This window comes from Candidatus Eremiobacterota bacterium, assembly GCA_031082125.1.
In the GTDB taxonomy this organism is placed as follows: Bacteria; Vulcanimicrobiota; CADAWZ01; order CADAWZ01; family Ess09-12; genus Ess09-12.
Window position 1 is genome coordinate 163,147 of record JAVHLM010000005.1, and the last position, 24,169, is coordinate 187,315.

At 55.3% G+C, this 24,169-nt stretch carries 22 protein-coding genes; 19 read left to right on the plus strand and 3 right to left on the minus strand.

Annotated elements, in window-relative coordinates:
* Nucleotides 1-74: 74 nt before the first annotated feature.
* From RDV48_07645 to RDV48_07655, 3 genes are read left to right on the plus strand one after another with little or no spacing between them, the layout of a single operon-like run.
* Nucleotides 75-857, plus strand: a complete 783-nt coding sequence (locus RDV48_07645; GenBank protein MDQ7822648.1) for a metal ABC transporter ATP-binding protein — start codon at nucleotides 75-77, stop codon at nucleotides 855-857.
* Nucleotides 854-1,684, plus strand: a complete 831-nt coding sequence (locus RDV48_07650) for a metal ABC transporter permease (protein ID MDQ7822649.1) — start codon at nucleotides 854-856, stop codon at nucleotides 1,682-1,684. Before RDV48_07645 ends, RDV48_07650 begins: the two co-directional genes overlap by 4 nt.
* Nucleotides 1,681-2,076 carry a secondary thiamine-phosphate synthase enzyme YjbQ gene (locus RDV48_07655; GenBank protein MDQ7822650.1) on the plus strand — a complete coding sequence of 132 codons (396 nt, stop codon included), beginning with the start codon at nucleotides 1,681-1,683 and terminating at the stop codon, nucleotides 2,074-2,076. The genes RDV48_07650 and RDV48_07655 overlap by 4 nt, the downstream gene beginning before the upstream one ends.
* A 77-nt stretch (nucleotides 2,077-2,153) precedes the next feature.
* Here the strand turns inward: RDV48_07655 and RDV48_07660 are convergent, their stop codons facing one another.
* Complete coding sequence (locus tag RDV48_07660) at nucleotides 2,154-2,534, minus strand: hypothetical protein (GenBank protein ID MDQ7822651.1); 381 nt, start codon at nucleotides 2,532-2,534, stop codon at nucleotides 2,154-2,156.
* Nucleotides 2,535-2,735: 201 nt separating this feature from the next.
* Entirely contained in the window at nucleotides 2,736-3,593 is an 858-nt protein-coding gene (locus RDV48_07665) for a metallophosphoesterase (protein MDQ7822652.1), read from the minus strand.
* A gap of 133 nt (nucleotides 3,594-3,726) precedes the next feature.
* On the opposite strand from RDV48_07665, the gene RDV48_07670 reads away from it, so the two are divergent.
* From RDV48_07670 to RDV48_07685, 4 genes are all read left to right on the plus strand, one after another.
* Entirely contained in the window at nucleotides 3,727-4,581 is an 855-nt protein-coding gene (locus RDV48_07670) for a flavodoxin family protein (GenBank protein MDQ7822653.1), read from the plus strand.
* A 92-nt stretch (nucleotides 4,582-4,673) separates the two neighbouring features.
* The gene (locus RDV48_07675; GenBank protein ID MDQ7822654.1) at nucleotides 4,674-5,279 is read left to right on the plus strand and encodes an RNA polymerase sigma factor; all 606 of its coding nucleotides are present in this window, start codon (nucleotides 4,674-4,676) and stop codon (nucleotides 5,277-5,279) included.
* A gap of 63 nt (nucleotides 5,280-5,342) precedes the next feature.
* A complete protein-coding gene (locus RDV48_07680) occupies nucleotides 5,343-6,851 on the plus strand; it encodes a zf-HC2 domain-containing protein (GenBank protein ID MDQ7822655.1) in 1,509 nt (502 codons plus the stop codon).
* A gap of 83 nt (nucleotides 6,852-6,934) precedes the next feature.
* A complete protein-coding gene (locus RDV48_07685) occupies nucleotides 6,935-8,347 on the plus strand; it encodes a serine/threonine-protein kinase (GenBank protein ID MDQ7822656.1) in 1,413 nt (470 codons plus the stop codon).
* Between the two features lie 7 nt (nucleotides 8,348-8,354).
* Here the strand turns inward: RDV48_07685 and RDV48_07690 are convergent, their stop codons facing one another.
* The gene (locus RDV48_07690; protein MDQ7822657.1) at nucleotides 8,355-9,137 is read right to left on the minus strand and encodes an alkaline phosphatase family protein; all 783 of its coding nucleotides are present in this window, start codon (nucleotides 9,135-9,137) and stop codon (nucleotides 8,355-8,357) included.
* A gap of 315 nt (nucleotides 9,138-9,452) precedes the next feature.
* Between RDV48_07690 and RDV48_07695 the strand changes: the two genes are divergently transcribed.
* From RDV48_07695 to pyrH, 12 genes are all read left to right on the plus strand, one after another.
* On the plus strand, nucleotides 9,453-10,406 hold the full coding sequence (locus RDV48_07695; protein MDQ7822658.1) for a hypothetical protein: 954 nt from the start codon (nucleotides 9,453-9,455) through the stop codon (nucleotides 10,404-10,406).
* A gap of 267 nt (nucleotides 10,407-10,673) precedes the next feature.
* Complete coding sequence (gene raiA, locus RDV48_07700; GenBank protein MDQ7822659.1) at nucleotides 10,674-11,240, plus strand: ribosome-associated translation inhibitor RaiA; 567 nt, start codon at nucleotides 10,674-10,676, stop codon at nucleotides 11,238-11,240.
* Between the two features lie 67 nt (nucleotides 11,241-11,307).
* Entirely contained in the window at nucleotides 11,308-12,480 is a 1,173-nt protein-coding gene (locus RDV48_07705) for a hypothetical protein (GenBank protein MDQ7822660.1), read from the plus strand.
* Between the two features lie 13 nt (nucleotides 12,481-12,493).
* Nucleotides 12,494-12,721 carry a hypothetical protein gene (locus RDV48_07710; protein ID MDQ7822661.1) on the plus strand — a complete coding sequence of 76 codons (228 nt, stop codon included), beginning with the start codon at nucleotides 12,494-12,496 and terminating at the stop codon, nucleotides 12,719-12,721.
* Nucleotides 12,722-12,808: 87 nt separating this feature from the next.
* A complete protein-coding gene (locus RDV48_07715; protein MDQ7822662.1) occupies nucleotides 12,809-14,236 on the plus strand; it encodes a S41 family peptidase in 1,428 nt (475 codons plus the stop codon).
* Nucleotides 14,236-15,549, plus strand: a complete 1,314-nt coding sequence (gene miaB / locus RDV48_07720; protein MDQ7822663.1) for a tRNA (N6-isopentenyl adenosine(37)-C2)-methylthiotransferase MiaB — start codon at nucleotides 14,236-14,238, stop codon at nucleotides 15,547-15,549. The genes RDV48_07715 and miaB overlap by 1 nt, the downstream gene beginning before the upstream one ends.
* 14 nt (nucleotides 15,550-15,563) lie before the next feature.
* Nucleotides 15,564-19,256: a GAF domain-containing protein gene (locus tag RDV48_07725; GenBank protein MDQ7822664.1), complete on the plus strand. Its 3,693-nt coding sequence runs from the start codon at nucleotides 15,564-15,566 to the stop codon at nucleotides 19,254-19,256.
* A gap of 27 nt (nucleotides 19,257-19,283) precedes the next feature.
* Nucleotides 19,284-20,387, plus strand: a complete 1,104-nt coding sequence (locus RDV48_07730; protein MDQ7822665.1) for a hypothetical protein — start codon at nucleotides 19,284-19,286, stop codon at nucleotides 20,385-20,387.
* Nucleotides 20,344-21,744 (plus strand): ATP-dependent protease ATPase subunit HslU, encoded by a 1,401-nt coding sequence (gene hslU, locus RDV48_07735; protein ID MDQ7822666.1) that lies wholly within the window; start codon nucleotides 20,344-20,346, stop codon nucleotides 21,742-21,744. The genes RDV48_07730 and hslU overlap by 44 nt, the downstream gene beginning before the upstream one ends.
* A gap of 264 nt (nucleotides 21,745-22,008) precedes the next feature.
* Nucleotides 22,009-22,809: a 30S ribosomal protein S2 gene (gene rpsB, locus RDV48_07740; GenBank protein MDQ7822667.1), complete on the plus strand. Its 801-nt coding sequence runs from the start codon at nucleotides 22,009-22,011 to the stop codon at nucleotides 22,807-22,809.
* 50 nt (nucleotides 22,810-22,859) lie between these two features.
* Entirely contained in the window at nucleotides 22,860-23,453 is a 594-nt protein-coding gene (tsf, locus tag RDV48_07745; GenBank protein ID MDQ7822668.1) for a translation elongation factor Ts, read from the plus strand.
* Between the two features lies 1 nt (nucleotide 23,454).
* The gene (pyrH, locus tag RDV48_07750) at nucleotides 23,455-24,165 is read left to right on the plus strand and encodes a UMP kinase (protein ID MDQ7822669.1); all 711 of its coding nucleotides are present in this window, start codon (nucleotides 23,455-23,457) and stop codon (nucleotides 24,163-24,165) included.
* The last annotated feature ends 4 nt before the right edge of the window (nucleotides 24,166-24,169 follow it).

Below are 24,169 nucleotides of genomic sequence, written 5' to 3' on the forward strand. Positions count from 1 at the left end.
ATGTTTTCAGAGAGTTGTAAAGCACTGAGGAATTATTGCGCCGGGGGGAAAGGTGTGCTACAATAAGGAATGTTATGGAAAATGGCAGCACGGTTATCAGACTGCGCGACGTGGACCTTTCAATCAAGGGCAGGTCTATCCTTGAGCATATCACCATGGATATCCAGGCAGGGAGCTTTCTTGCCATTATCGGTCCCAACGGCGCGGGGAAGTCAACGCTGCTCAGGCTGATACTCGGCCTTATGGAGCCCACGTCGGGGACCATCGAGGTGCTGGGTCGTGAGCCGCGCCACCTGGGAGCGCTCCGCCACAATCTTGCCTATGTGCCACAGATCGTCTCTGTTGACCTGAGGTTTCCTGTGCGCGTGGAGGACGCGGTGCTCATGGGCCGCTATGGAAGGATCGGCCTCTTCAGGAGGCCGGGCAGAGAGGACCGGGAAATAGTAAGGGAAACGATGGAAAAGGTGGGAATTGCCCCCCTCGCCAGGGTTCCCCTTTCAAGGCTTTCGGGGGGGCAGCTCCAGCGTGTCTTTATTGCAAGAGCCCTGGCTAACGAGCCCACCATCCTTTTTCTTGACGAGCCTACCAGCGGCGTGGACCAGGTGACCACCTTCAACCTCTATGAGCTTCTGAGCACGCTCCATAGTGAAAAGATGACGATACTTCTCGTCTCTCATGACGTGGGAGTGGTGGCAAACTTTGTTGATGGCGTGGCGTGCCTCAACAGGAGGCTCATCATGCACGGGAAACCGGAGGATGTCCTTACCTCCCACACCCTTGAGGACATGTACGGCTGTGACGCCGTATTCTTCCACCATGGGAAAGTCCCCCACATGGTAGTGGAGGAGCGCCGATGAGTGAAATGCTCCACTATACCTTCATGCAGCGCGCCCTGCTCGCGGGAACCATCATAGGCGCCCTCTGTGCCGTCATAGGGGTCTATATCGTGCTCCGCGGGATGTCCTTTATCGGAGCCGGCATTTCCCACGCCTCCTTTGGAGGGGTGGCCCTGGGATTCCTTTTAGGAGTGAATCCCGTTCTTGCGGCCGTGGTCTTTTGTGTGGCCACAGCCCTTGCCATAGGGGTCGTGGCAAGGAAGGGGGAGCTCAAGGAGGACACGGCCGTCGGGATTTTTTTCTCGGCCACCATGGCAGCGGGAATCCTTTTCATCGGCCTCACCAAGGGGTATAATGTCGATCTTTTCGGCTATCTCTTCGGGAGCATTCTGGCCGTGACAGGTGAGGATATTGCCATTACCCTCGTGATAGGGGGTCTTGTCATAGCCCTTGTAGGGTTCTTTTTCAAGGAGCTTGAATTCATCTCCTTTGATGCCGAAATGGCGGAAGTGGTGGGGATTCCGCAGAAAAGGCTCTACTTTCTTCTCCTTGCCATCACCGCCCTTACTATTGTCGCTTCCATCAAGGTCGTGGGGATTGTGCTTGTATCGGCTCTCATCATCACCCCTGCAGCAACGGCATATCAGCTTGCCGATGATTTCAGGCTCATGATGGTTCTCTCGGTTGTTTTTGGCGTCAGCGCTTCGGTGGGAGGCCTTGTTCTGTCCTGCATGCTCAATACTGCTTCAGGAGCAACTATTGTAATACTTGCCACCGCCATGTTTTTTGCGGCGACCATTGTTTCGCCGAGAAGAATAAAAGGGCAGAGAAAAAAGGAGGACTCATGAAATATCATTCTGTCACGACCCATCACAGGACGGAGCTTATCAATATCACAGGATGGATAAGGAGCGAGGTACAGAAATCAGGGATACAGGAGGGGATTTGCGTGGTTTTTGTGCCCCATACCACGGCAGCGGTCACCATCAATGAGAGCGCCGACCCTGCCGTCGTGGAGGACCTCATTTCCCACCTTGACAAGGCGGTGCCCAAATCCAATTACTATCGCCACAGTGAGGGGAATTCGGACTCCCATATCAAGGCCAGCCTTTTCGGGTCTTCAGAGACGCTTCTTATCAGCGATGGCGATCTGGTCCTGGGGACCTGGCAGGGAGTCTTCTTCTGCGAGTTTGATGGCCCCCGGACAAGAAAGGTCTTCCTTACGTTTGTCGCCTCTTGAGCCTGGGTGCCGCCAGACTCCGGGGAAAATAAAAAAGGCATCAGTGATGCCTTTTTGTCGTGGATGGCGATCCTGCGCTAGAAGCCCCGGCTTCCTGCCGCCCTTGCAGGGAAGGGGATTACCTTGCCGCCTGATGCGGCTTTCTGGAAGCGCGTATTGACAGCCGGCGTGATAAGGCTGTCCTGCTGGGCCTGCTCAAGGTAGAGGGCATTGAGCTGCCACTGGGAGCTCGCAAGCTCCTCTTTCATCTCCTGGAGCTGGGTGTTGATCCTCTCGCTCACCGAGAGGAGCTTTATCGTGATTCCTATCGAGAGGAGTATGATGCTCCACGTGATGACCGCGCATTTTGACGACTGGGGGAGGAGCCCCTGGCTCGAGAGATGGTCAAGAGCCGTGATAAAGCTCACCAGGAATGCGGTCATCGATACGGCCCAGAATCCTATTTTGTTGAGGTTCATTGCGATACCCCTTTCTTCATTCTCCTTAGGTTCACGATGTTAAGTATAGCAAAAATCATGGCGTGATGTCTTTTCCCTGGAGTTAACTTTTAATCCCAAATTGTTAATATCCGGACAAAGATGGCTGAACACCTGTCACGGCGGGAAATTCCGGCCTTCTTTGCGGGGAGTGGCGGAGTTTTGGGCGAGACAGTAAGAGCCTTACCGCGAGGCAGGCTTTCCTCTGATGGTGAAAAAAGCCAGTTCCGGTCTGCAGAAGAAACGGATGGGAGGGGATACCATGCCGATGCCCCTGTTGACATAGAGTGTGCTTTTGTCTTTCCGGTAAAGACCTGCCGCATACCGGGCGCCGAAACGGGAGGGCGTTATCGGGGGGCCGATGAAGGGGATGTTCACCTGGCCTCCATGGGTGTGGCCTGAGAGAATGAGGTCAAAGCCCAGGGGGGCATACTCTTCAAAGAGATCAGGATTATGCATCAGCAGGATTTTTTTCTCTGGACCGCTCACTCCCGCTGCCGCCGTTTTCATATCGGGGATGCCGGCCCACAGGTCATCGAGGCCTATGACGGCAAGAGAAGCTCCCTTTATGGTGACGGTGTCGCTCCGGTTCACGAGGAGATGGATGCCCGTGCGTGCAAATTCCTTTCTGGTGGTAGCGATATCGGTCCAGTAATCATGGTTTCCCGGGACGGCAAAAACACCGTAGCGGCTTTTCAGTGAGCTGAGGGCTTCGATGCAAGGCGCGATATACTCCGGGGCCCTTGATACATAGTCACCGGTGAGAAACACCAGGTCGGGCGAGAGAGCATTGGAGCGGGCCACGCATTTTTTTATATAGCCGAGTGGTATGACCTTCCCATGGTGAAAGTCGGTGAGATGGGTAAAGGTAAGGCCCTCAAGGCCCTCGGGGAGCTGCTCCCAGATGAGCTCATGACGGGTGATCTGCAGGCTGAAGGGCTCGACACAGGTGATAAAAACAGCTCCCGCAATGAGAAGAGCGGTGAAGGCAAGAATCCCTTTCACGATTTTTTTCCTGGTGAAGGCCTTGCACAGTGCCATGGCACCTCCCTTTTCCCTATTATACCACGGTCATCAAGAGCAGGGTGCGGCATCCAGGAGCGGGAAGCCGCCATGGAGAATAGAGCGCCATGGCATATGATTCCCGTCCCGAGGGAACTGAGGGGTGACCGGTATGAATTACCTGGGAATAATAGGCTCGGCACGAAAACTGGGAAACACCGAGATTCTTGTCAAAGAGGCCTTGAAAAAAGCCCATGAAAGGGGTGACAAGGTCACTCTGATAAGGCTCACCGACATGGCGCTCCACCCATGCGAGGGATGCATGGCCTGTATTTTCAAAGGTGCTCCCTGCCATATCAATGATGACATGGCTTTCCTCCTTGAGAGCCTTCTTGACGCCGGGGCAGTGATCCTCGGCGCACCTACCTATGTGCTGGCGCCGGCAGGGGTGCTCAAGCTGATGACGGACAGGCTCTTCATGATGAGCACAAGGGTCCGCAGCTCTCTTGCGGGCAAGAGGGCTGCCACGGTTGCCGTGGCGGGCGTGAGAGACTGGGAGCCCTTCTCGCTGCCGCTCCTCAATATGGTGCCTCTTGCCCTCGGCATGGAGCTCCTGGATTCCTTTGCGGCCTATGCTCCCGGCCCTGGAGAGGTCCTTCTGCACCGCGCTGTCATGGAGAGGGCTGCCTTGATGGGAGAGCTTCTTGACGGGAAAGCCTTGAGCCCCCCGCCCCGTGAGGCAATGCACTGCCCCCTCTGCAAGGGCACCTTCTTTCTCATAAGGAGCAGGGATGTTGCCGAATGCCCGCTCTGCGCCCTTCAGGGCACTTACGACGAGAAAGATGGCCGTATGCATTTTAATCCCTCCATGGACAGTCCCTCTCGATGGTCGCCTCTCTCAATGGAGAGGCATATAGAAGGGTGGATAAAAGGCACCGAGAGGGGGTTCCGCTCAAGGAGCCGGGATATTCTCGGGGCGAGAAAGGCGTACCGCCAGATGGACCATTGTTTCGCGCGACCCTCGTAGTTCCCTGCGGAAAGTGAAAATGCGCACCATCTGGAGGATTTTCCCCGGCATTTCTCAAATATCACTCAGCAAGCCCTCACAGGGAGTGTCTCATGGAGAAGAATCTGTCAGAGCAGGAACTCGTAAAACAGTGCATTGAAGGTGATCAGAAGGCCTGGGAGGTCCTTTACAGGCTTCATTACTCAAGGGTCAGGCATATCGTGTCATGGCCGAAGTGGGGATTCGGCCCCGCAGAGGCTGAGGATGTCGTGCAGGAAGTCTTCATGGAGCTCGTGCGATCCCTTCCCCATTACCGTGGCGAAGCGCAGATTTCCACTTTTCTCACCCACCTCTCGAAGAACAAGTGTGTGTCGCTCCTCAGGAAGAAGCTTGCCAAGAAAAGGGGAAAAGAGGACAGGAGCGTCTCCCTGGATTCGGAGCGCACCTCCTTTGATGAGCCGCAGGTGGTGGCCGTTGAGGGGGGGCCTACGCCTGAAGAGGCCTATATGAAGAAGGAAGGGGTGGAGACCGTGCTTGCGGCGATCCCCGGGCTCTCCGACGAGTGCCAGTCCGTGATAAGGCTCCGGTTTTTCCAGGACAAATCATATGAGGAGATCTGCGAAGAGCTTGCCATTCCTCTGGGGACACTCTGTTCAAGGCTGAAGCGCTGCCTTCTCAAGCTGAGAAAGGTCACTGAAAAAAAAGTAGGGTTCCCATGAAATTTTTTCCGGGGAGATGCGACCATGTGAAGGAAGGAAAGAGCCTGGAGGAGGCGGGAGTCCATGACCTGTAAGAAGCCCGAACTGTCAGAAAAACTGGTGCTTTATGTCGAGGAGCAGCTCTCCGCGGAGGAAAGCGGTGAAATAGCACGCCATATGGAAGAGTGTGAATCCTGCCGCGAGGAGGCGGCTTTTCTTGGCGAGCACATCGGCCTCATCAGAGAGGGAGCCCGCTTCCCGCAGAGCAGGATGGCACCATGTCCTGATGAGGGCCTTCTGGTGGATTTCGTAGAGAATCCCGGGGGGCTTGCGGCAGGCGACAGGGCTTCCATTACCTCTCACGTGGAGAAGTGCGGCGATTGCCAGAAGGCCGTGAGTCTCCTGAAAGAGGTGGCCTCCCTCGGCGATGAAGAGAAAAGCCCGGCTTACAAAGTCTCCCTGCCGGCTCCCCTCAGGGAGGCGGTGGCCAGGCTTTATGGCCCCCCGAAACAAAGCGGGATTTTCCAGCGCATCGCGGCATTTTTTGCCGCAAAACCCCGCTACTCGATTTTATCGGCTCTTGCAGCGGTCCTGCTGCTTGTTGGTGTGCTCCACGTTCTTTTCAATGACATGATGCTCAGGAAATCAGCGGAGATCTCGCCGCTTGTTGCTCCGCAGCAGACCGCCATGGTTTTCCGTAATGAGGAAAGGGGCCAGGCGCCCCAGTCATCGGCGGCTTCAAAAAAGAGCTCTTCCCGTCACGATGCTCTGAAGGAGAAGGAACCCGTGGAGGGCCTCATAGAAGGTGAAGCGCTTACCAAGGAGCGCTCGCTGGTGGTGAGCGCGTCGGCCGGTGCCCGCAAGCAGTCCGTCAGCCAGCCGGCTGCTCTGCCTGATAAGGGCAAGTGGTTTTACGGGTCCGCGCCGGGGCAGAACGAGCCTTCAGCAGGCCCGGGCGCCGTTATTGCCAATAAGCAGCAGCCTGCCCCGCCGGCGACGATGACCGAGGAGCACGACAAGCTTATGTCTGAGAGGGCCAAGGAAGAGAAAGCCCGCGATGAAAAGCTGGACCGGTCCTCTGAACAGTGCGCGGCCGGTGATGGTTATGGAGGCCCCAGAGAGTCAGGCGGCGGCGGCATGATGGGCCCCGGCGGCGGTGCTTGCGGTGGTAACCGTGGCAGCGGCGGTGGGAGAGGAATGACGGGTCCCGGCGGTATGGGAGGAGGCATGGCCGCCCCCATGCAGGGAATGGAGGGACAGAAGCCTCAGGCACCTCAAGGGGCCATTGCAGGACATGACAGGAGCATGGCAAGGGCCGGTGAGCGGGAAAAGCTCGAGCATGAGCTCACCCTCAGGGGCCAGGCATATCTTGATCAGCTCTGCGGAAAGAATGAAGCCCTCATCTCCGTCAAGGTCATTCCTGCCGAGAATGAAGAAGCCTTCGCGGTAAAGAAAATAGAAGTCTCCATCCGCTCCACGGAAGAACTCTCACGCTCCCTCAGGGAAAAGGTGGCCAGAGGCGTGGCTGAGCGCCTCAGCCTCAAGCGCGAGAGAGATACCCTCAAGATAGAGGAGCATGCCGTCACCTACTAGGAAAATCCCCGGCCCTCAAGGAGGGCAGAATCCTCCGACAGAGAACTGTATACTCCAGAGCATACCAGACTGGAGAGAGTGCTATGGGCTTTCGCGTGCCGGCCCCTGACGGGAAAAAGGAAAAAGACGGCCTCCCCGTGATGGTGCTGATGGAAAATACGGTACTGAAGGGAACGTACCGTACAAGGTATCTTACCACGGGCGGGATGGGAATCATATATCTCGCTTACAGGGATGCTGAGCGCTATATTATCAAAGAAGTGGAAGCCATAGATGCGAAGAAGGTGATGTCCCTCACGCAGGAGAGGTCAATGCTTGAGCGCCTTGACCACCCTGGCATAGTGAAGGTCTTTGACCTTTTCGATGAGGACGGCTTCTGTTATCTGGTGATGGAGTATATCGAGGGGATGAGCCTTGACAGGAAAGTCCCCATCGGCTCCGACATCTATCTCTCGGAGTCAGTGGTGAGGGACTGGGCTCTTCAGCTCATGGACATCTTTGAGTTTCTTCACTGCCAGAAGCCCCCTGTCATTTATCGCGACCTGAAGCCCAAAAACATCATGCTCGAGAAGACCGGGAAGATCAAGCTCATTGATTTCGGCATCGCGAGGACCTTCAAAGAGGGGAAGACCCAGGATACCGATCACATGGGCTCCATGATTACGGCGTCGCCGGAGCACTATGGAGGCGCTCAGACAGATCAGCGCTCAGACATCTACACTCTTGGCGCAACCCTCCATTTCATCCTCACCAACGGGAAGTGCATTGACAGAGAGCCTTTTGACTTTCCCGGGGTGAAATCCCTCAATGCCAGGATTTCGGACGCCTTTGACGCAGTAGTTCACCGCGCGCTCGCCATGAATCCTGACGAGCGCTTCCAGTCCATTGCCGAGATGCGTTTTGCCCTCCGCAGAAGCGATCCTATCGAAGACGAGAGCCATGACAGCAGGGCAGTGGTGGTCCAGGATACCATGTCGCTTGAAGAAGCGAAGAAGGTCAGAGCAACGCATGCCGACTCCCAGAAAATTGAGGTAAAGTTCATTGACACCGCCGAGCTCCTCCGCGAAGGCGACTTGAAGAGGAAAACGGTGACCTTGCTTGTCGGCGTGCTGATTGGAGCCATTGTCTCCCTTCTGATCCTTGGAATCATGCACTGGCCCCGGGCCCAGAAGATTGTGAGCTGGACTGAAGCCCGCGCATATTACGGCAAGGAGAAGATTGTGGAGGGGATCGTTGTGAAGGTCTTTCTCACCTCCAACAACAACATATATCTCCACTTCAACATGAGCTTTGAGAAGGACTTCGCCGTGATCATCTACCAGGAGAAATATGACAAATTCGGCTGCCGCAATGATCCGGAGGGCTATTTCACCAATGAATACAAGGGAAGGCATATAAGGGTGAAAGGCACTATACAGCCTGTGTGGCTGGGAGGCAAGGAAGTCCCCTCAATTTTCATAGATGAGCCCTTGCAGATCGAGAAGCTTGCTCCCTGAAGGCCTTTTACGTGGGCGCTTTTCTCCACACGAGAGGCACCGCCATGTCATGGGGATCCGATCCGTCGTGAATTCCCTTCTGAGCCCCCTCGGGGACCCCATGGTGGCCATGGTCGGCGGCGACAAGGAGCGCGCAGGAAAAAGCAGCAAGGCCTGCCGTCAGTTCACCGAGAAGCCGGTCAGTCGATGCAAGGGCTTCCTCGCACTCGGGGCTTTCGGGGCCATGGCGGTGGGCGGCCCTGTCAACTTCAACGAAATGCATCCAGAGGAAATCGGGCCTCCGGGCTTTCATCTCTTTCAATACAAGCTCAAGAACCGCTTCATCACGGAGTGATGAAGGGCACCACTGCCATGTGGTCTTCCCCGTGAAGAGCGCTGCCAGGACGCCTTCTCTCTGAGACGCGAGGGCTGTCTTAAGGGCGCATTTCTGCATGACATCAAAAATTGTTTCAGCGAGGAGCGGGTCTTCTTTCTTTTTCACCCGGTGTGAGGAAGCCTGCACCCCGGTGGCCATGGTGGCGAGATTGACGGCGGTGGTGGGAGGGGGCTCTGCTTCAAGCACCACAAGCCCCCGGGAGGCCATGGAGGTCAGATGGGGAGCGGCCGCCTCCAGGCGCTTCCAGAGCGCCATGCCCAGGGAATCAATCACCAGGAGGCAGAGGCTCGAAGGGCGGCCTATTTCCTCCACCACGGGCTCAATGGCAGTGCCTTCACAGCCTGAAGGGAGCCTTATCCCTGCAATCCTGCACATCGTCGGGGCAATATCCTTCATGGGGCGCGGGAGCATCATTTCCTCCGGAGGGCATCTCTTGAGGGCCCATTGACATATTCCTTGGCGGGCATCCCCTTCTCCTGCAACGGTGTCCATCTTTTAACATTTTTTTAACATGAGCGCCTCGAGGGGAGCCTTTCGGCCCGGTAAGGAGCCAGGCTCATTCCATCGGGGTTTCTGTCCTCTCCTCCACGGAAGATGAGAGCGCCTCATGGGAAGCCCTTCAGCTTGCTAAAAAGAGGAAATCATTGTAAAATAAGAGAGCAGAGATATCGCCTTTTACCGTCTGATGCCTTGTGCTCTGCAGAGAATGCCCTGAAAGGAAGGATGCCTATGTCAATATCACAAGTTGGCGGACCTTCGATGCCTCAAATACCGGAAAGAGGGCCAGCTGCCGCCGCGCCACAGGAGGAAGCTCATCTTGAGCAGGCGGATGTAGTTCAGCTCAACGTGCCCGTAATCATCCCGAAAAACATGCTCGTCGCCGGTCCCGACGGCAAGAAACCGATAGACGGCTATGACGTGCAGTTTATTCCCAAGGGCGCCGTAGTCACCAATCAGCAGGAGATCACGGATCTCGTGACGCAGGTCAAGGATCAGGCGCTCCCTCCGGGAACCAAGCCAGAGATTGCCGACTCTTCGGCGGGTCTCAAAGTGGCGAAAGGGAAAGATTTAATTTCGCGGCTTGCCACGGTAGGCGGCTCCTTCGGGCTGATGAACCTCATGGGCTCGGCACCGGCCGCCTGGGCAGGGCCGGCGGCCATCGCCGGCGGCGTGGCAGGAACGCTTGCAGGCGCCGATGGCGTGAAAAAGGCCTTTGATATGAAGGGCTATTACGAGGGCCTCAAGGCGAGAGGGCAGGAATATATTCACGTTCCCGTACCCACGGCAGACGGCGGACAGGAAATGCAGAATGTCAAGATTGATGACCTGATAAAAATAGCCAAGGACAATATCATCACCGGAGGGATGTCCACCCTTGGGAGCGCTCTCACCGCAGCGGCAGGCATGGGCGGAGGCCCCGCGGTGGCAATCGCCGCAATGGTGGTGCAGCTGGGCGCTCTCCTCTTTGCATCCCGCCACGCCCTGGCTTCCGTAGCAAAAAAAGTGGGGAATTTTATCAAGAACAAGGCGGTAGCGGTGAAAAACCTTTTCACCGGCAGTCATGGGGACCAGAAACCGGGAGTGGCGGGCCCCCTCGGCGCACCCGCGGCACAGAACTCCACGGGTCCCCCTGCGATTCCCGGGGTTTCGCCGCCTCTCAAAACCCAGCCTCAGTCAGGATAGGAATTATCGCTGAAGGAGCAGCTCAAAGACCGGGTCATCCCGGTCTTTTCTCTTGGTGGGGAGCGGCCTCAGCCCCTGACAGGACCTGACTGTGAATATTGACATTTGTCGTGATATTATGTTATTTTAAGCTTGTAAGTGAAAACCGCCTTTACTGCCAGGAGAAGCAATCTGCAGCGTCCTGCCGGTTACAGACGTTGCGGCAGGCAGTAGATGAGGTGGTTTTTTGGCGCGTGCGATTTAATTCTGAAAGAGAGGGAATGATTCATGCAGCTCACGGTCAAGGGAAAAAACGTGGAAGTGACTGATGCGCTCAGGCAGTATGCCGAGAAGCGCCTTGCAAAGGTCCTGAAGTTTTCAGATTCCATACTTTCTGCCGATATTACCTTCAGCACCGAGCGTAACTGGCATATTGTAGAGGTTATGATCCACACGAGCGGCTACGTAATGAGAGCCGAAGGGCGCACAGGTGATATGTACGCCTCGATTGACAACGTGGAAAGCAAACTGGAGAAACAGATAAAGCGCCAGAAGGAGAAACAGATAAGAAAGCCCCGTGCCGCAGGGACGGCAGGAGAATTCGAGATTGCCAAGCCTGAAACTCCCCCGGTGGTGATGGATGAAAGGGAAGAGTTCACCGAAGAAAGCCTCAATGAGGAGATTCAGGTCATAAGGAGATTCAATCCCAAGCCCATGGATGTGAAAGAGGCCATAATGGAGATGGAATCCCTCGGTCACGGTTTTTTTGTCTTCGTGAATTCGGAAAATTCAAGGGTAAATGTGGTCTACAAGCGTCCCAAGGGCTATGGCATGGTGGACCCTGTCATAGGGTGAGTGCCCCCTTGACCGATTTTCTCTTTCAGCCACAGATGGGGTGACAGAATAAGGAACTGTGGCTGATTTGTTCTTGAGTAGGGAAGAGCTTGAGGAAAGAGAGCCGATAAGGGCCATGGGAGCCTCTCCAGTATCTCTTGTCATTCTTGAAGGCACGCCCCCGGGGGGTGGCTCAAGGGAAGCCCTGGTAAGAAAAGCCAGGCATGCCGCCATTTATGATAATTTTGCGAAATTCATGCGCTGCAGCGCCGTGGGGCCCATGATTCTTGCCACAAATGACGGCGGACTTGCCCGTTCCATGGAAGGACTCCCTGTCACTGTCCACCCCTTCGAGGTGAGGGGGGAATTCCATTTTGGCAGACTGCTCACGGAGATTATTGAGGCCCACGGCATGGAGAAAATCTTTTATCTTGGCGGGGGAGCGGGGCTTTTTCTTGAAGACGGGGAGATTTTAACAATCTGTCACGCGCTCTCTGAGGGCGCTCCCATGTTCTGTACCAACAATTTCTTTTCATCAGACTTCGTGGCCTTTTTTCCTGCACAGATCGTACAGTCCATAAGAATGCCCAGAATGGACAATCTGCTTGCCTACCTTCTCAGTGAAGAGGGGAGGCTTCCCTGCAGGCCCCTGCCGCAAACGCTTGGCACCCTTTTTGACATAGATACGCCAGTTGACGTGGCAATGCTCTCGCTTTATCCCTTTTCCGGAGAGAGAGTCGGCCAGGCGGCGGGAAGTGAGCTTCCCGTAAAGGGCACCATAGAGAAGATACTCTCCCTGCTTGAGAACAAGGAAGCAGAGCTCATTGTGGCAGGGAGAATCAACCCCCGGACCATCATGGAGCTTGAGGCCTCTGCAAAGTGCCGGATCCGGTTTTTTTCCGAGGAGAGGGGAATGAAGGCGAGAGGGCGCATTGAGCGCGGTGAAGTGCGCTCTCTTCTGGGCAGTTTTATTGAAGATGGCGGCGCTGAGAGGTTCTTCAGCGCTATTTCTTCTGTTGCCGATGGAGCCATACTGGACAGCCGTGTGCTCTTCGCCCATGGGGGCAGAAAGGTGGCAAAGGAAGACCGTTATCTGTCTGACCTGGGAGAATACGGCGCCATCAGGGATGATTTTGTGAGAGAGTTTACCTTCCAGGCAGGGAATGCCTCCATGCCCATCCTTCTCGGAGGACATTCCCTCATCACGGGAGGTCTGTGGATCCTTGCGAAAATTTTGCGCGAAAAAGGAAAGGTCCGATGAGGAGGAATTTATTATGCAGGTGATCTGTAATTACTGTAAAGGGAAGGGACACGCGCCCTGCGGAGCCTGTGGCGGCGAGGGAATCATGGTATGCTTCCGCTGCCGTGGAGAGGGAGATGAAAGCTGCCCCGAATGCAGGGGAAAGAAGTATATTCCCTGTGGAGAATGTGAAGGGAAAGGCTTTCTCATGTGCAGCGGCTGCTCCGGCGGCGGCGTGATTGATACAACGGCCCTTGCATAGCTCGGCAGCAGGGCAGGTATTCCAACAGTGCTGCCTGTCGCTGACGGGCAGCAACTGAGCGCACTAACTGAAAAGAAAGGTGAGACTATGTATTTATTCAAGCAGGTTTTCCGACAGGCTCTCCCGATGGCACTTCTGGCAGTGATGCTTATTGCCTTGTGCTTCTCTCCCCTCCCGGCGGCGGCTTCTCATCCCCTGCCGATGCTGGTGGGTGAGAAAGTGGAGAAGGATGAAAAAGAGGAACTGCTCCTTCCCTCCTATGAGCGGTATCTCAAGGATCCCTCGAAGCTCGGTTTTTCTCCCGATTTCAGGCTCTTCAAGACGGCATATATGTATCTCAAGACTCAGTATGTCGTGGCCGTTGAAGACGCCGTGCTCCAGAAGAGCTGCGAAAAAGAGGTGAACAGGCTTTTAAAGACTGCAAAGGCAGCTCCCTCCACATCTTTCAAGGTGACAAGCTTCAATTCACTTGAGAAGGAGATAGAGAAGTTCAGCCCCCCGATGAACAATGACCTGCTCTGGTATGCCGCCATCCAGGGAATCCTTCTTGGCCTCAACGACCCTTACACCATTATCATGACTCCCAAGGAATATACCACGCTTATGGAGCAGATGCAGTCTGTCTCGTTCGGCGGAATAGGCATCTATGTCGAGCTCGACAAGGAGCACAACAACGCTCTCACGGTATTTGAGCCCATTGAGGGGACGCCGGCCTTCAAGGCAGGCCTTCAGTCCCAGGATGCCATTGTTTTTGTCGACGGCGTGAGCACAAAGGGCATGGCACTTGACATGGCGGTGAGCAAAATGCGGGGACCTATCGGCACGACCGTGGTGCTCACCATCAAGAGGCCGGGAGTGAAGCAGCTTCTGAAATTCTCCCTCCAGAGGGAAAATATCAAGATCCACTCCGTCTCTTGCAAGGTGCTCCAGGGAAAATACGGCTATATCAGGATCAGGACCTTCGGCGAGGACACGGGAGATGAGTTTGCCAAAGCCCTCAACAAGCTTGAGGAGAAAAAGGTGAAAGGCCTTATCGTGGACCTGCGCAATAACGGGGGAGGCTATATTGACGCGGCGGTGAAGGTGTGCAGCAAGTTTGTCGAGCCGGGAGGAGTAGTGGTCTCCGTGATGGGAAGGACCGGGGCGAAGAACGCCTACCGCTCTGACGGCTCACAGCGCGTTTCCCTGCCGCTTCTGGTCCTGGTCAACAAATTCTCTGCGAGCGCCTCGGAGATAACGGCGGGAGCCATCCAGGATGACGGCCTGGGCATTCTCATGGGCACCAAGACTTACGGAAAGGGATCGGTGCAGCAGATTCTCCCAATTCCGGGCGGCGGCGCCTTCAAGATCACGACGGCTCATTACTATACTCCCAAGGGGCGCAATATTGACAAAAAGGGTATCGCCCCCGACGTGACCGTCACGATGGAGCCCAAGCAGGTGGGAAGAAAGGATGACACCCAGCTCCGGAGCGCAGTGCTCTATCTGGATAAAAAGCAGGGACAGAACCTTTGATGGATGGGCTGCGCTATTACCTCAAGACCTATGGCTGCCAGAAAAATGAATATGACTCGGAAGTGCTTGCGGCGCTCCTCCACTCCATGGGGTATGCTCCCGCCGGGGCAGCCGAAGAGGCGCACCTCATCGTGCTCAACACCTGCTCTGTGAGAAACAACGCCGATGAGAAGGTCTATGGGAGGCTTGGCCATTACAAGCGCCTCAAGGGAGGCATCCTGGACCCCCTCATTATCGTGACGGGGTGCCTGGCGCAGAAGGATGGTGAATCGCTTCTCAGGCGCTTTGCCCACGTGGACGTGGTCCTCGGCACGCGAAATCTTGACAGGCTTCCCCAGGCCATAGATTACGTGAGAACGACGGGATTGCGCTACAATGCCTGCGAGATGAGGGCGATGGATTTCGAGTCCCTCCGCCCCCTGCGCTCGAATGCTTTCTCCGCCTGGATACCTGTCAGTGAGGGGTGCAACTGCCACTGCACCTTCTGCATTGTTCCGAGGGTGAGGGGTGCCATGACAAGCCGCGAGCCCTCTGCAATAATAGGGGAGGTCAAGGAGTTTGCCGCCGCGGGGGGCAAGGAAGTGACGCTCTTGGGGCAGAATGTGAATGCATACGGCAGTGATCTCCCTTCAGGCATAGGCTTTGCAGGCCTGCTCGAGGAAGTGAACCGCCTGGAGGGCCTTTCCCGAATACGCTTCACCTCGCCTCACCCGGCAAATTTTTCCGCCGGTCTCATAGAAAAGCTCGCGTCTTTGGACAAGGTATGCGAGGTCCTCCACCTCCCCCTGCAGTCAGGCGATGACAAGGTCCTGAGGCGTATGGGAAGAACCTATACAACCGCTATGTACAGAGACCTCGTGGCGAGCCTGCGCGGGGCCATTCCCGGCCTCAGCCTCACCACCGATATCATCGTGGGATTCCCCGGCGAGGAGGAGGGGCATTTCAGGAACACTCTTGCCTTTGTTGAGGAAATGGCCTTTGACAGCGCCTTTATGTTCGCCTATTCAGAAAGGGAGGGGACCGCTGCAGTGAAAATGAAGGATGCCGTTCCCCCGCCGGTGAGGATGGAAAGGCTCCATGAGCTTGTAGGGAAGCAGAATGATATCTCTCTCCTCAAAAACATGACCCATGAGGGAGCCCATGAGGAAGTGCTTGTGGAGAGCATCTCCAGGAAAAAAAAATCGGTCCTTACCGGGAGAACGAGGAGAAATAAGGTGGTAAATTTTGAAGGAACTCCCGATTTGATTGGCGAAATAGTGCAGGTTAAGCTCAAAAAAGCCTATACATGGGGATTCATGGGAGAAAAACTCTAAAAGGGGCGCACACCATGGCATCAACCCCTGATGATGCAGGCAAGCTCAGAGAATACAAAGAGCTCGAGTTGAGAAAAAAGGTATATCTCATCACCGAGGAGTACCTGAACATTCTCTCCACTCTTGATTCTGCTGCCATGCTCCCGGAGATTACCAGGATAATTGCCGAGACAATGGATGTGCCTTCCTGCTACCTTATGGTCTTCTACCCCGATGCCGGCCGCCTTGAGCTTGAGGCATACTCCGGCCTCGGCATGATGAGCTTTAAAACGCACAGCCTTCCCTACGGCGATGGCGTGGAAGGGTGGGTCGCCAAAGAGCGCGCGCCTCTTGTGATCACTGATATCGCCTCAGATCACCGGGTGGGCAGGCTCCTCAAGACTGACGGCAGCAAAGAGTCCCTGATGGCCATGCCCTTGATCCTCAGGGGCGACTTCCTCGGCGTCGTGAGCATCATCTCCGAGGAACCCGACAAGTTTGACGAGAGAATGATCCAGCTCTTCTCGATCGTATGCTCGAAAAGCGCCCAGAGCATCAAGAGAGCGCTCGAGTTCAAGGAAAAGGACCGGCAGACCAGGGAGTACGAGACCATTACGAAGATCATGGATTTCACCGCCGAGGTGAAGTCCAGGGACGAGTTCGTGCGCCACCTCGAAAGGGCAGTGGCCAAGATGCTGGCGGTGAGCGAATGCATAATAGAACTGAGGGATGCCCCCAGGAAAGAGAGGGAGCGCCTCTGTTCAATGCCTCATCTGGATAAGTGCACTGCCATAAAGACCATGGCGCCCGTGATCATCATGCCCCACAAGGTCTCCTGCAAGCACAAGAAGCTTGTCAAAATGCGCCCCTCTGTCTGTGTCCCCCTGCGGGTCCCCGAGGAAGTCCTGGGCACCATGTATCTTGAGATGCCCTCCGAGGAGTTCATGGGCCACAACCGTGAAGGGTTCTACCGCATCCTTGGTCTTCACATCTCCTCTGTTCTCCACAAGTACCTCAGCGCAGGCAGATATGAAAAGCGCCTTGAAGCGCTTGCCTCCCTTTACCGGGTATCAAATATCATGGACACGACGGCCCATATCCAGGATGCCCTTGACATGATAATCAAAACCGTGGCGCGCCTGCTTGAAGCGGAAAGAGTGCAGATCATGCTGCTCACGGAAGACGAATCGGAGATTTATGTGAGAGCCTCGTGGAGCCAGGACGGGAAGCCCTTCGGCGTCCCCCGCATGAAAGTGGGGGAAGGCGTGGCGGGATGGGTCATAAAGCATGGAAAGCCTTACAGTATAAGGGACACCAGCAACGACCCCGTTTTCATCCCCTCGCCCGACGGCCAGAAAGAGCTCAAATCGCTCCTCTGCGTTCCCCTCATGGTGAAAAACAAGAAGCTCGGCGTTATCAACGTAGGCACCAAGCACCGGGAAAGGGCTTTCTCTGACGATGACATCAAGACCCTTGTCATGATATCATCAAGGGCTGCGCTTGCCATAGAGAATGCCCAGCTCGCCGAGAAGATCAGGGACTATATCAGCCAGATGCGCGATAAGAACGATCTGCTCGAAAAGAACCGGGTCCAGCTTATGAAGAAAGGCGAGGAGCTTGAATCGGCCAATGTGAGCCTGAGTGAGTCCCTCGGGCAGCTCCAGCAGGCAAACAACCAGCTTTCCACGCTCTACGAGATCTCAAAGACCATTGCAAGCACCCTGGACTTGAACACCATTCTGGACGAAGCCCTCAGGAAGCTCATGAAGATCCTGAGCACCCCTCTGGGAGCCATCTACCTGTTCCTCTCAAACGAAGAGAAAGGCGTCTTTGAGCTCGCCGCGAGCAGGGGGATGAAGAAGGCCCAGGAGCGCTTTTTCGAGATCCGCATAGAGGATATCCCTCCCAAAGTCATGCGGAGCCTCCTCCAGAAGAAAAAGCCCCTCTTTCTCGAGGAGCAGGAGGAGCTGGCCTCTCTCAGGGACATCGGCGTTGACCCCAGGGTGAAGGCCATGTATATCTGGCCTCTGGTGGCCAAGGAGAAGACCATGGGCGTTCTTACCCTCACCTGCGGCGGGGGCAAGCTCAGGGACGACGAGCTCCACATGATCTCGGCCCTCACGCACCAGATTTCAGGCGCCATTGAAAACGCGCGCCTCTACCAGGAGAGCACCACCAGGGCGAGAGAGCTCTCCTCCATCCACCAGATCATCACCTCCATCATCTCGGGAGACCCGGTCCAGGAGAAGCTCGACCGCACGGTGAAGCTCGCTGCCGAATTGATGGGGCAGGAGTTCTGCTGCGTGATCATGGTCGAGGGAAGCACGCACCTCATGCTCAGAGCTGCCCATGGCCTGAGCCATGAGTTCAAGATGAACTGGCACAGCGGCGCCCTTTCAGGGATATTCGAGAAAGTGCTCAAGGGAAAAAAGGTCTTCGCCTATCCGACAGTTCCCGAAGAAGTCTCCTTTCTCTCCAGGATGCAGATAGAGTCGATCATAGTGGCCCCTCTGGAGATGCAGGAGGGAATCGCCGGCGTGATCATGCTCGGCAATTACCGTTCCTATCAATACCGTGCCGAAGAAAAGAAGCTGCTCCTTTTCCTTGCAGACCAGATGGCCCTGGGCATCCAGAATATCACTCTCTACAGCAATGCCATCCTGGAGAAGAACAAGATGCAGGCTATTCTGAACAGTATGGGCGACGGCGTGATAACCCTCAACTGGAAGAGGGAGATAACGGCCTGTAACGAAGCCGCCCTCACCATCTCGGGCTGGAGTGAAGAGGAAATGATCGGGAAATCCTGCCCCGATTTATTCCATGGCAAGGATCACTCGGGAATCGACCAGTGCGAGTCAAACTGCCCCCTCATCCAGATGCTGAGGTCTGAAGAGTCCATGTCCAGGGGCATCAAGAACAAGGGGAGCATAGTCACGAAGAACGGCGAGGAAAAGTACATAGAAGCCACCCACTCGCTTCTCTCCGTGGAGAGCGATCTCACCGGCGAGGTGATAGTATTCCGCGATGTGACGGAAGAGAAGATGCTCCAGCAGATGAAGTCTGATTTCATTGCGAGCGTGGCCCATGACCTCAGGACGCCCCTTGCCGCCATCAAGGGCTATGCCATGACCCTCATCAAGCATGGGGGAAAATTTGACAAGGATACGCAGAAAGAGTTTTTCATGATAATAAACTCTGAGATTGACAGGCTCACCAGGCTCCTTGAGAACCTTCTGAACCTCACCAAGATGGAAGTGGGAAAGCTTATCACCCGTTCTGAGAATTTCAACGTGCTGATCCTTCTGAAGAAGGTCAAGGATCTTTACCAGATGAATACTTCCAAGCATGCCATCACTATTGACGGCGGCCAGAACATGCCTTATGTCCGTGCCGACATTGACCAGGTCGAGCAGATTCTGAACAATCTTGTGAGCAATGCAATCAAGTATTCTCCCCAGGGAGGGCATGTCGCTCTCAGTCTTGCCGTTGACGACGGCTTTGTAAGGGTCTGTGCTGAAGATGAGGGCATTGGCATCCCCGAGCATGAGCTTCAGAATGTCTTTGAGCGCTACCACCGCGTTGACAGCTCGATGACCAGGAGGATTGCCGGGACAGGCCTGGGCCTTTACATCACCAAGATTCTTGCCGAGGCCCAGGGCGGGAAGGTATGGGTTGAGAGCACCCAGGGAAAGGGCTCGCGGTTCTTTTTCACCCTTCCCGTGGCATAAAATCACTTACGGAGGCAGAGGAATGAAATGATTAAAAGAGGCACGACACTGCTCGGCATACTGATGGTGCTGGCACTCTTTTCCGCCGGAAGGGCATGGGCCCAGCTTCCTGACTCGCTGAAGAAAAAGCTCCACTCCCAGAAGGAGTGCGGCGTCTTCGTGGTCATGGACAGGAACGTGGCCGATATCAGCCGCCTTGCCAGAGAGCCCGCCATGGCAAAGATACTGGTGATCCAGGTCATGCCCGAGAAAATGACGGCCGAGCTCGGTGATGTGCTCATGAAATGGGTCCGCGACGAGGGGGGCACCGTATGGTTTTATGACTCCCGCCTTGCAAAATATTTCGGGATGGAGGAGCTGCCCATCACGGCTGCGGCAATGAGCAAGAAGATGGACGGTGAATACGGAGGCAGGAAGCATCCGGGAATCGCCATACTGGGCCAGCCTTTCGGCGAGCACCCCGTGCTGTCGGGGGTGACGGGAGCCGTGGTTTTTGTGATGAAGGTAAGCGAGGGAAATTACAGCGCCGTGAACTCAGGGGGAGCCGTCAAGGCCCTTCTCAAGACAGAGCTGATAAAGCCTGCCGCCATATCGGCAATCAGGGAAGAAGGGAAAGGTCGTGTCATCCTCAAGCCCCTTCTCTGGCCTGATCAGGTTGACGGCGCCCGTTTCCAGGCGAACCTGCTGGAGTATTCGGCAGGATTCCCCATCCCCCGCATCACCGACGAGCAGTCCAGGATTACCGACGAGCTCCTTGTGGAGAAGAAAGAGGGAGCAGCCCTCAAGGAAGTTGATGTCCTCGTTCTTGCCGACGGGCGGACCGTGTGGGGCAAAGTGCTGGAAGGCGACATCACCATGGAGGCGCCTGACAAGAGCGTCAAGTGCCTGGTAGGTGACATCAGCTCAATTGAGATTGGGGAGGCTTCCGGGCTTGACACCATGATTACCAAAAAAGACAAGAAGCTGAAGGGCTTTCTCTCCCTCAAGGGGGGGCTCCAGTTCATGACGCCGAGCGGGGCGAAAGTCTTACTGGAGAAAAAGGAGATAAAAAAGATTCTCTTTAACCGGAGCAAGGAGGAACAGGGTCGTGGAAGAATTGACACCCCGGATAATAGTGGAGGAACTCGATAAGTTCATCATAGGCCAGCAGGAAGCGAAGCGGTCGGTGGCCATTGCGCTGAGAAACCGCTACAGGAGGGAAAGGCTCCCTGAAGACCTGAGAGATGAAGTGATACCCAAGAATATCCTCATGATAGGGCCCACGGGCGTAGGGAAAACGGAGATTGCGAGGAGGCTTGCCCGCCTTACGCAGGCCCCCTTCATCAAGATTGAGGCGACCAAGTACACCGAGGTCGGATATGTGGGACGCGATGTGGAATCTATGATACGGGACCTTGTCGAGGCTTCGGTGCGCATGGTAGAAAGAGAGCGGCGGCTTGCTGTTGAAGAGAGGGCGAAAGAGCTCGCTACGGAGAGGATTCTCAACATCATGAAGCCGCGCTTTAAAAAGGAGCAAGGCACGTCGCCTCTCTCGGTGCTTCTCGGCGGCATGGGCATCCCTTCGCCCGGTCAGAACACCCACCAGGCAGAAGACCGCGGCGAAGAGTTCGAACAAGAGAGAGGCAGCCTCAAGGACCGCCTCGAATCGGGGGAGCTTGACGAGGTGACCATAGAGATAGAGATTGAGGAAGGCATTCCCTCGGTGATAGAGGTCTTTTCCGGCTCGGGCATGGAAGAGATGGGGGTGAATTTCCAGGACATCCTGGGGGGCCTCCTGCCCAAGCGGAAAAAGAAAAGGACGGTCACGGTGGCCGACGCCAAGAAGATCCTTGCCTTTGAGGAGGCGCAGAGGCTCATTGACATGGAAGAGGTGAAGAGGGAGGCCATCTCGAAGGTCGAGCGCCACGGCATAATCTTCCTCGACGAGCTTGACAAGATCGCGGGAAGAGAGAAGGGATACGGCCCCGATGTCTCAAGGGAGGGGGTGCAGCGCGATATTCTCCCCATCGTGGAAGGCTCAACGGTGAACACCAAGTATGGGCCAGTGAAGACCGATCACATCCTGTTTATCGCGGCGGGAGCTTTTCACGTGAGCAAGCCCTCCGATCTGATCCCGGAGCTCCAGGGCCGTTTCCCCATAAGGGTTGAGCTCAAGAGCCTCACGAGAGAGGATTTTGTCAAGATTCTCACGGAGCCCAGGAACGCCCTCGTGAGGCAGTACAGGGAGCTCCTGTTGACAGAGGGCGTGGAAGTGGACTTTACCAATGAAGGAATCGATGAAATCGCCAGGCTCTCGGAGCAGGTGAACGAGCAGACGGAGAACATAGGCGCGAGAAGGCTTCACACGATCATGGAGAAGCTCCTGGAAAACCTGAGCTTCAGCGCGTCAGAGCACGGGGGAGATAAAATCTCCATTGACGGCGAGTATGTCCGCCATGAGCTTCAGGACATAGTGAAAGACAAGGATCTGAGCAGGTATATCCTGTAGAGAGGATTTTTCGCCGCCAGGGAGAAATAGTGACGTTTATTCAAGCAACACTGCAGGAATAAAGAGAGAGCCCATGAGGAAGGAGGTGAGAAGAGCAGGGAGGTAATGACAGTCTAAAATCCCTTGATGCCATTCTTCCTGAAGGAGCGGCAGGGGGTAATTTCACACGCTTCTGATACGTGTCCGGGTCCCTTGGGAGCACTTCCCCGGGGCGGCACGGGGGGACGGAGCGGAGGCACCAAAACCAGAAAAGAGGAGAAAAAAATGGCAATTATTTCAATGAAGCAACTGCTTGAGGCAGGGGTGCACTTCGGGCACCAGACAAGGCGATGGAATCCCAAGATGGCCCGGTATATCTTTACCGAGCGCAACGGCATCTACATCATCGATCTCCAGAAGACGGTGGTAAAGGTCAAGGAGGCCTACAATTTTATCCAGGAAGTGATCAAGGGAGGGAAGTCCATTCTCTTCGTGGGGACAAAGAAGCAGGCCCAGGAGGCCGTTTTTGAGGATGCCTCGCGGTGCGGCATGTTTTTCGTGAACCAGCGCTGGCTGGGGGGCATGCTTACCAATTTCAAGACCATAAAGAACAGGATCAACAGGCTCAAGGAGCTTGAGAGGGAGAGAGAGGAAGGCCTCTTCGAGGTGCTCCCGAAGAAAGAAGTCAAGCGAAAGATGGACGAGATGAAGAAGCTTGAGAAATTTCTTGGCGGCATCAAGCATATGGAAGATCCCCCCGGCGCTCTCTTCATTATTGACCCGAGGAAAGAGCGGATTGCAGTGGCCGAGGCAAGAAAGCTTAAAATTCCCATCGTGGGAATCGTGGACACGAACTGTGATCCTGATGAGATAGATTATCCCATACCAGGTAATGATGATGCTATCAGGGCGGTAAAGCTGCTGTGCAGCAAGATCGCCGACGCGGTGATGGAAGCAAAGGCCGAGATTGAAGCCTTGAGAGTACAGGAGGAAGAGGGGGCCGAGCCCTCGGCAGAGGGAGAGCCCGGGGAAGTGGCTTCATCGGAAGCCCAGATAGTGACACCAGAGGAAGAGCCGGTGGCATAGGAGCGCCTGGAAGCCGACGGCAGGTTCCATTCATATAAGGAGGAGAAGCAATGACAGCGATATCAACTGAAGCAGTAAAGGAATTACGGGAAAAGAGCGGGGCAGGAGTCATGGAGTGCCGCAACGCCCTGGTGAAGGCAGGGGGCGACATGGAAAAGGCCCAGGAGATACTCAGGCAGAAAGGCATTGAGAAGGCTGAGAAGAAGAAGGACAGAGTCACCAAGGAGGGCAAGATCGAAGCCTATGTCCACATGAACAAGATAGGAGTTTTACTTGAGATAAACTGTGAGACCGATTTCGTGGCACGAAACGAGCTCTTCGGTAACCTGGCCAAGGAGATTGCTCTCCAGATAGCCGCCCAGGGGCCCCAGTACATCTCCCGGGACAGGATCCCTCCGGATGTCATTGAGAAGCAGAAGGAAGTCATCAAGAAAGTGGCTCAGGACGAAGGCAAGCCCGCAAACATCCTGGAAAGAGTGGTGGAAGGAAAGCTGGAAAAGTTCTTCAGGACTGTATGCCTGCTTGAGCAGGCATATATCCGTGACGAGGACAGGAAGATATCCGATCTTATCCAGGATGTGATTGCAAAGCTCGGCGAAAACATCTCGGTAAACCGCTTCGTCAGGTATGTTCTTGGAGAGTAGCATGGAATCTCGTTTTCACACCATACTGTTAAAGCTCAGCGGTGAGGCCTTCTGCGGCACGAAAGGGTTCGGCCTTGACAAGGACACTATCGGGCAGATTGCCAGGGAAGTGCAGGGCGTGGTGGAGCTGGGGGTAAGAATCGCCGTGGTGATAGGCGGGGGAAACTTCTGGCGCGGGAGGGAGGCAGGCGACATGGCCCGCACCACTGCCGATACCATAGGCATGATTGCCACGGTTATCAATGCTCTTGCACTCCAGGAGGCCCTTGAGAAGAACCGGGTCACGACAAGAATCCAGTCAGCCATTGAGATGAAGCAGGTGGCAGAGCCCTTTATCCTGAGGAGGGCACTCAGGCACCTTGAGAAGGGCCGCGTGGTGATATTTGCCGGCGGCACGGGAAACCCCTATTTTACCACCGATACTACGGCAGCACTCAGGGCGCTTGAGATCGGTGCGCAGGCCATCCTTAAAGCGACGCTTGTTGACGGGGTCTATGACAAGGACCCCCATAAATATGATGATGCTGAAAAATTTGAAGAGGTCACCTACCTGGAAGTGCTCCAGAGGGGCCTCAAGGTGATGGATTCGACGGCTGTCTCTCTCTGCATGGACAACAAGCTTCCCATTTATGTCTTTAACATCAGGGAGTACGGCTCCGTGAAGAGGCTGCTCACAGGTGAAAAGATGGGCACATTGGTGAAGGAGGGATAATTGT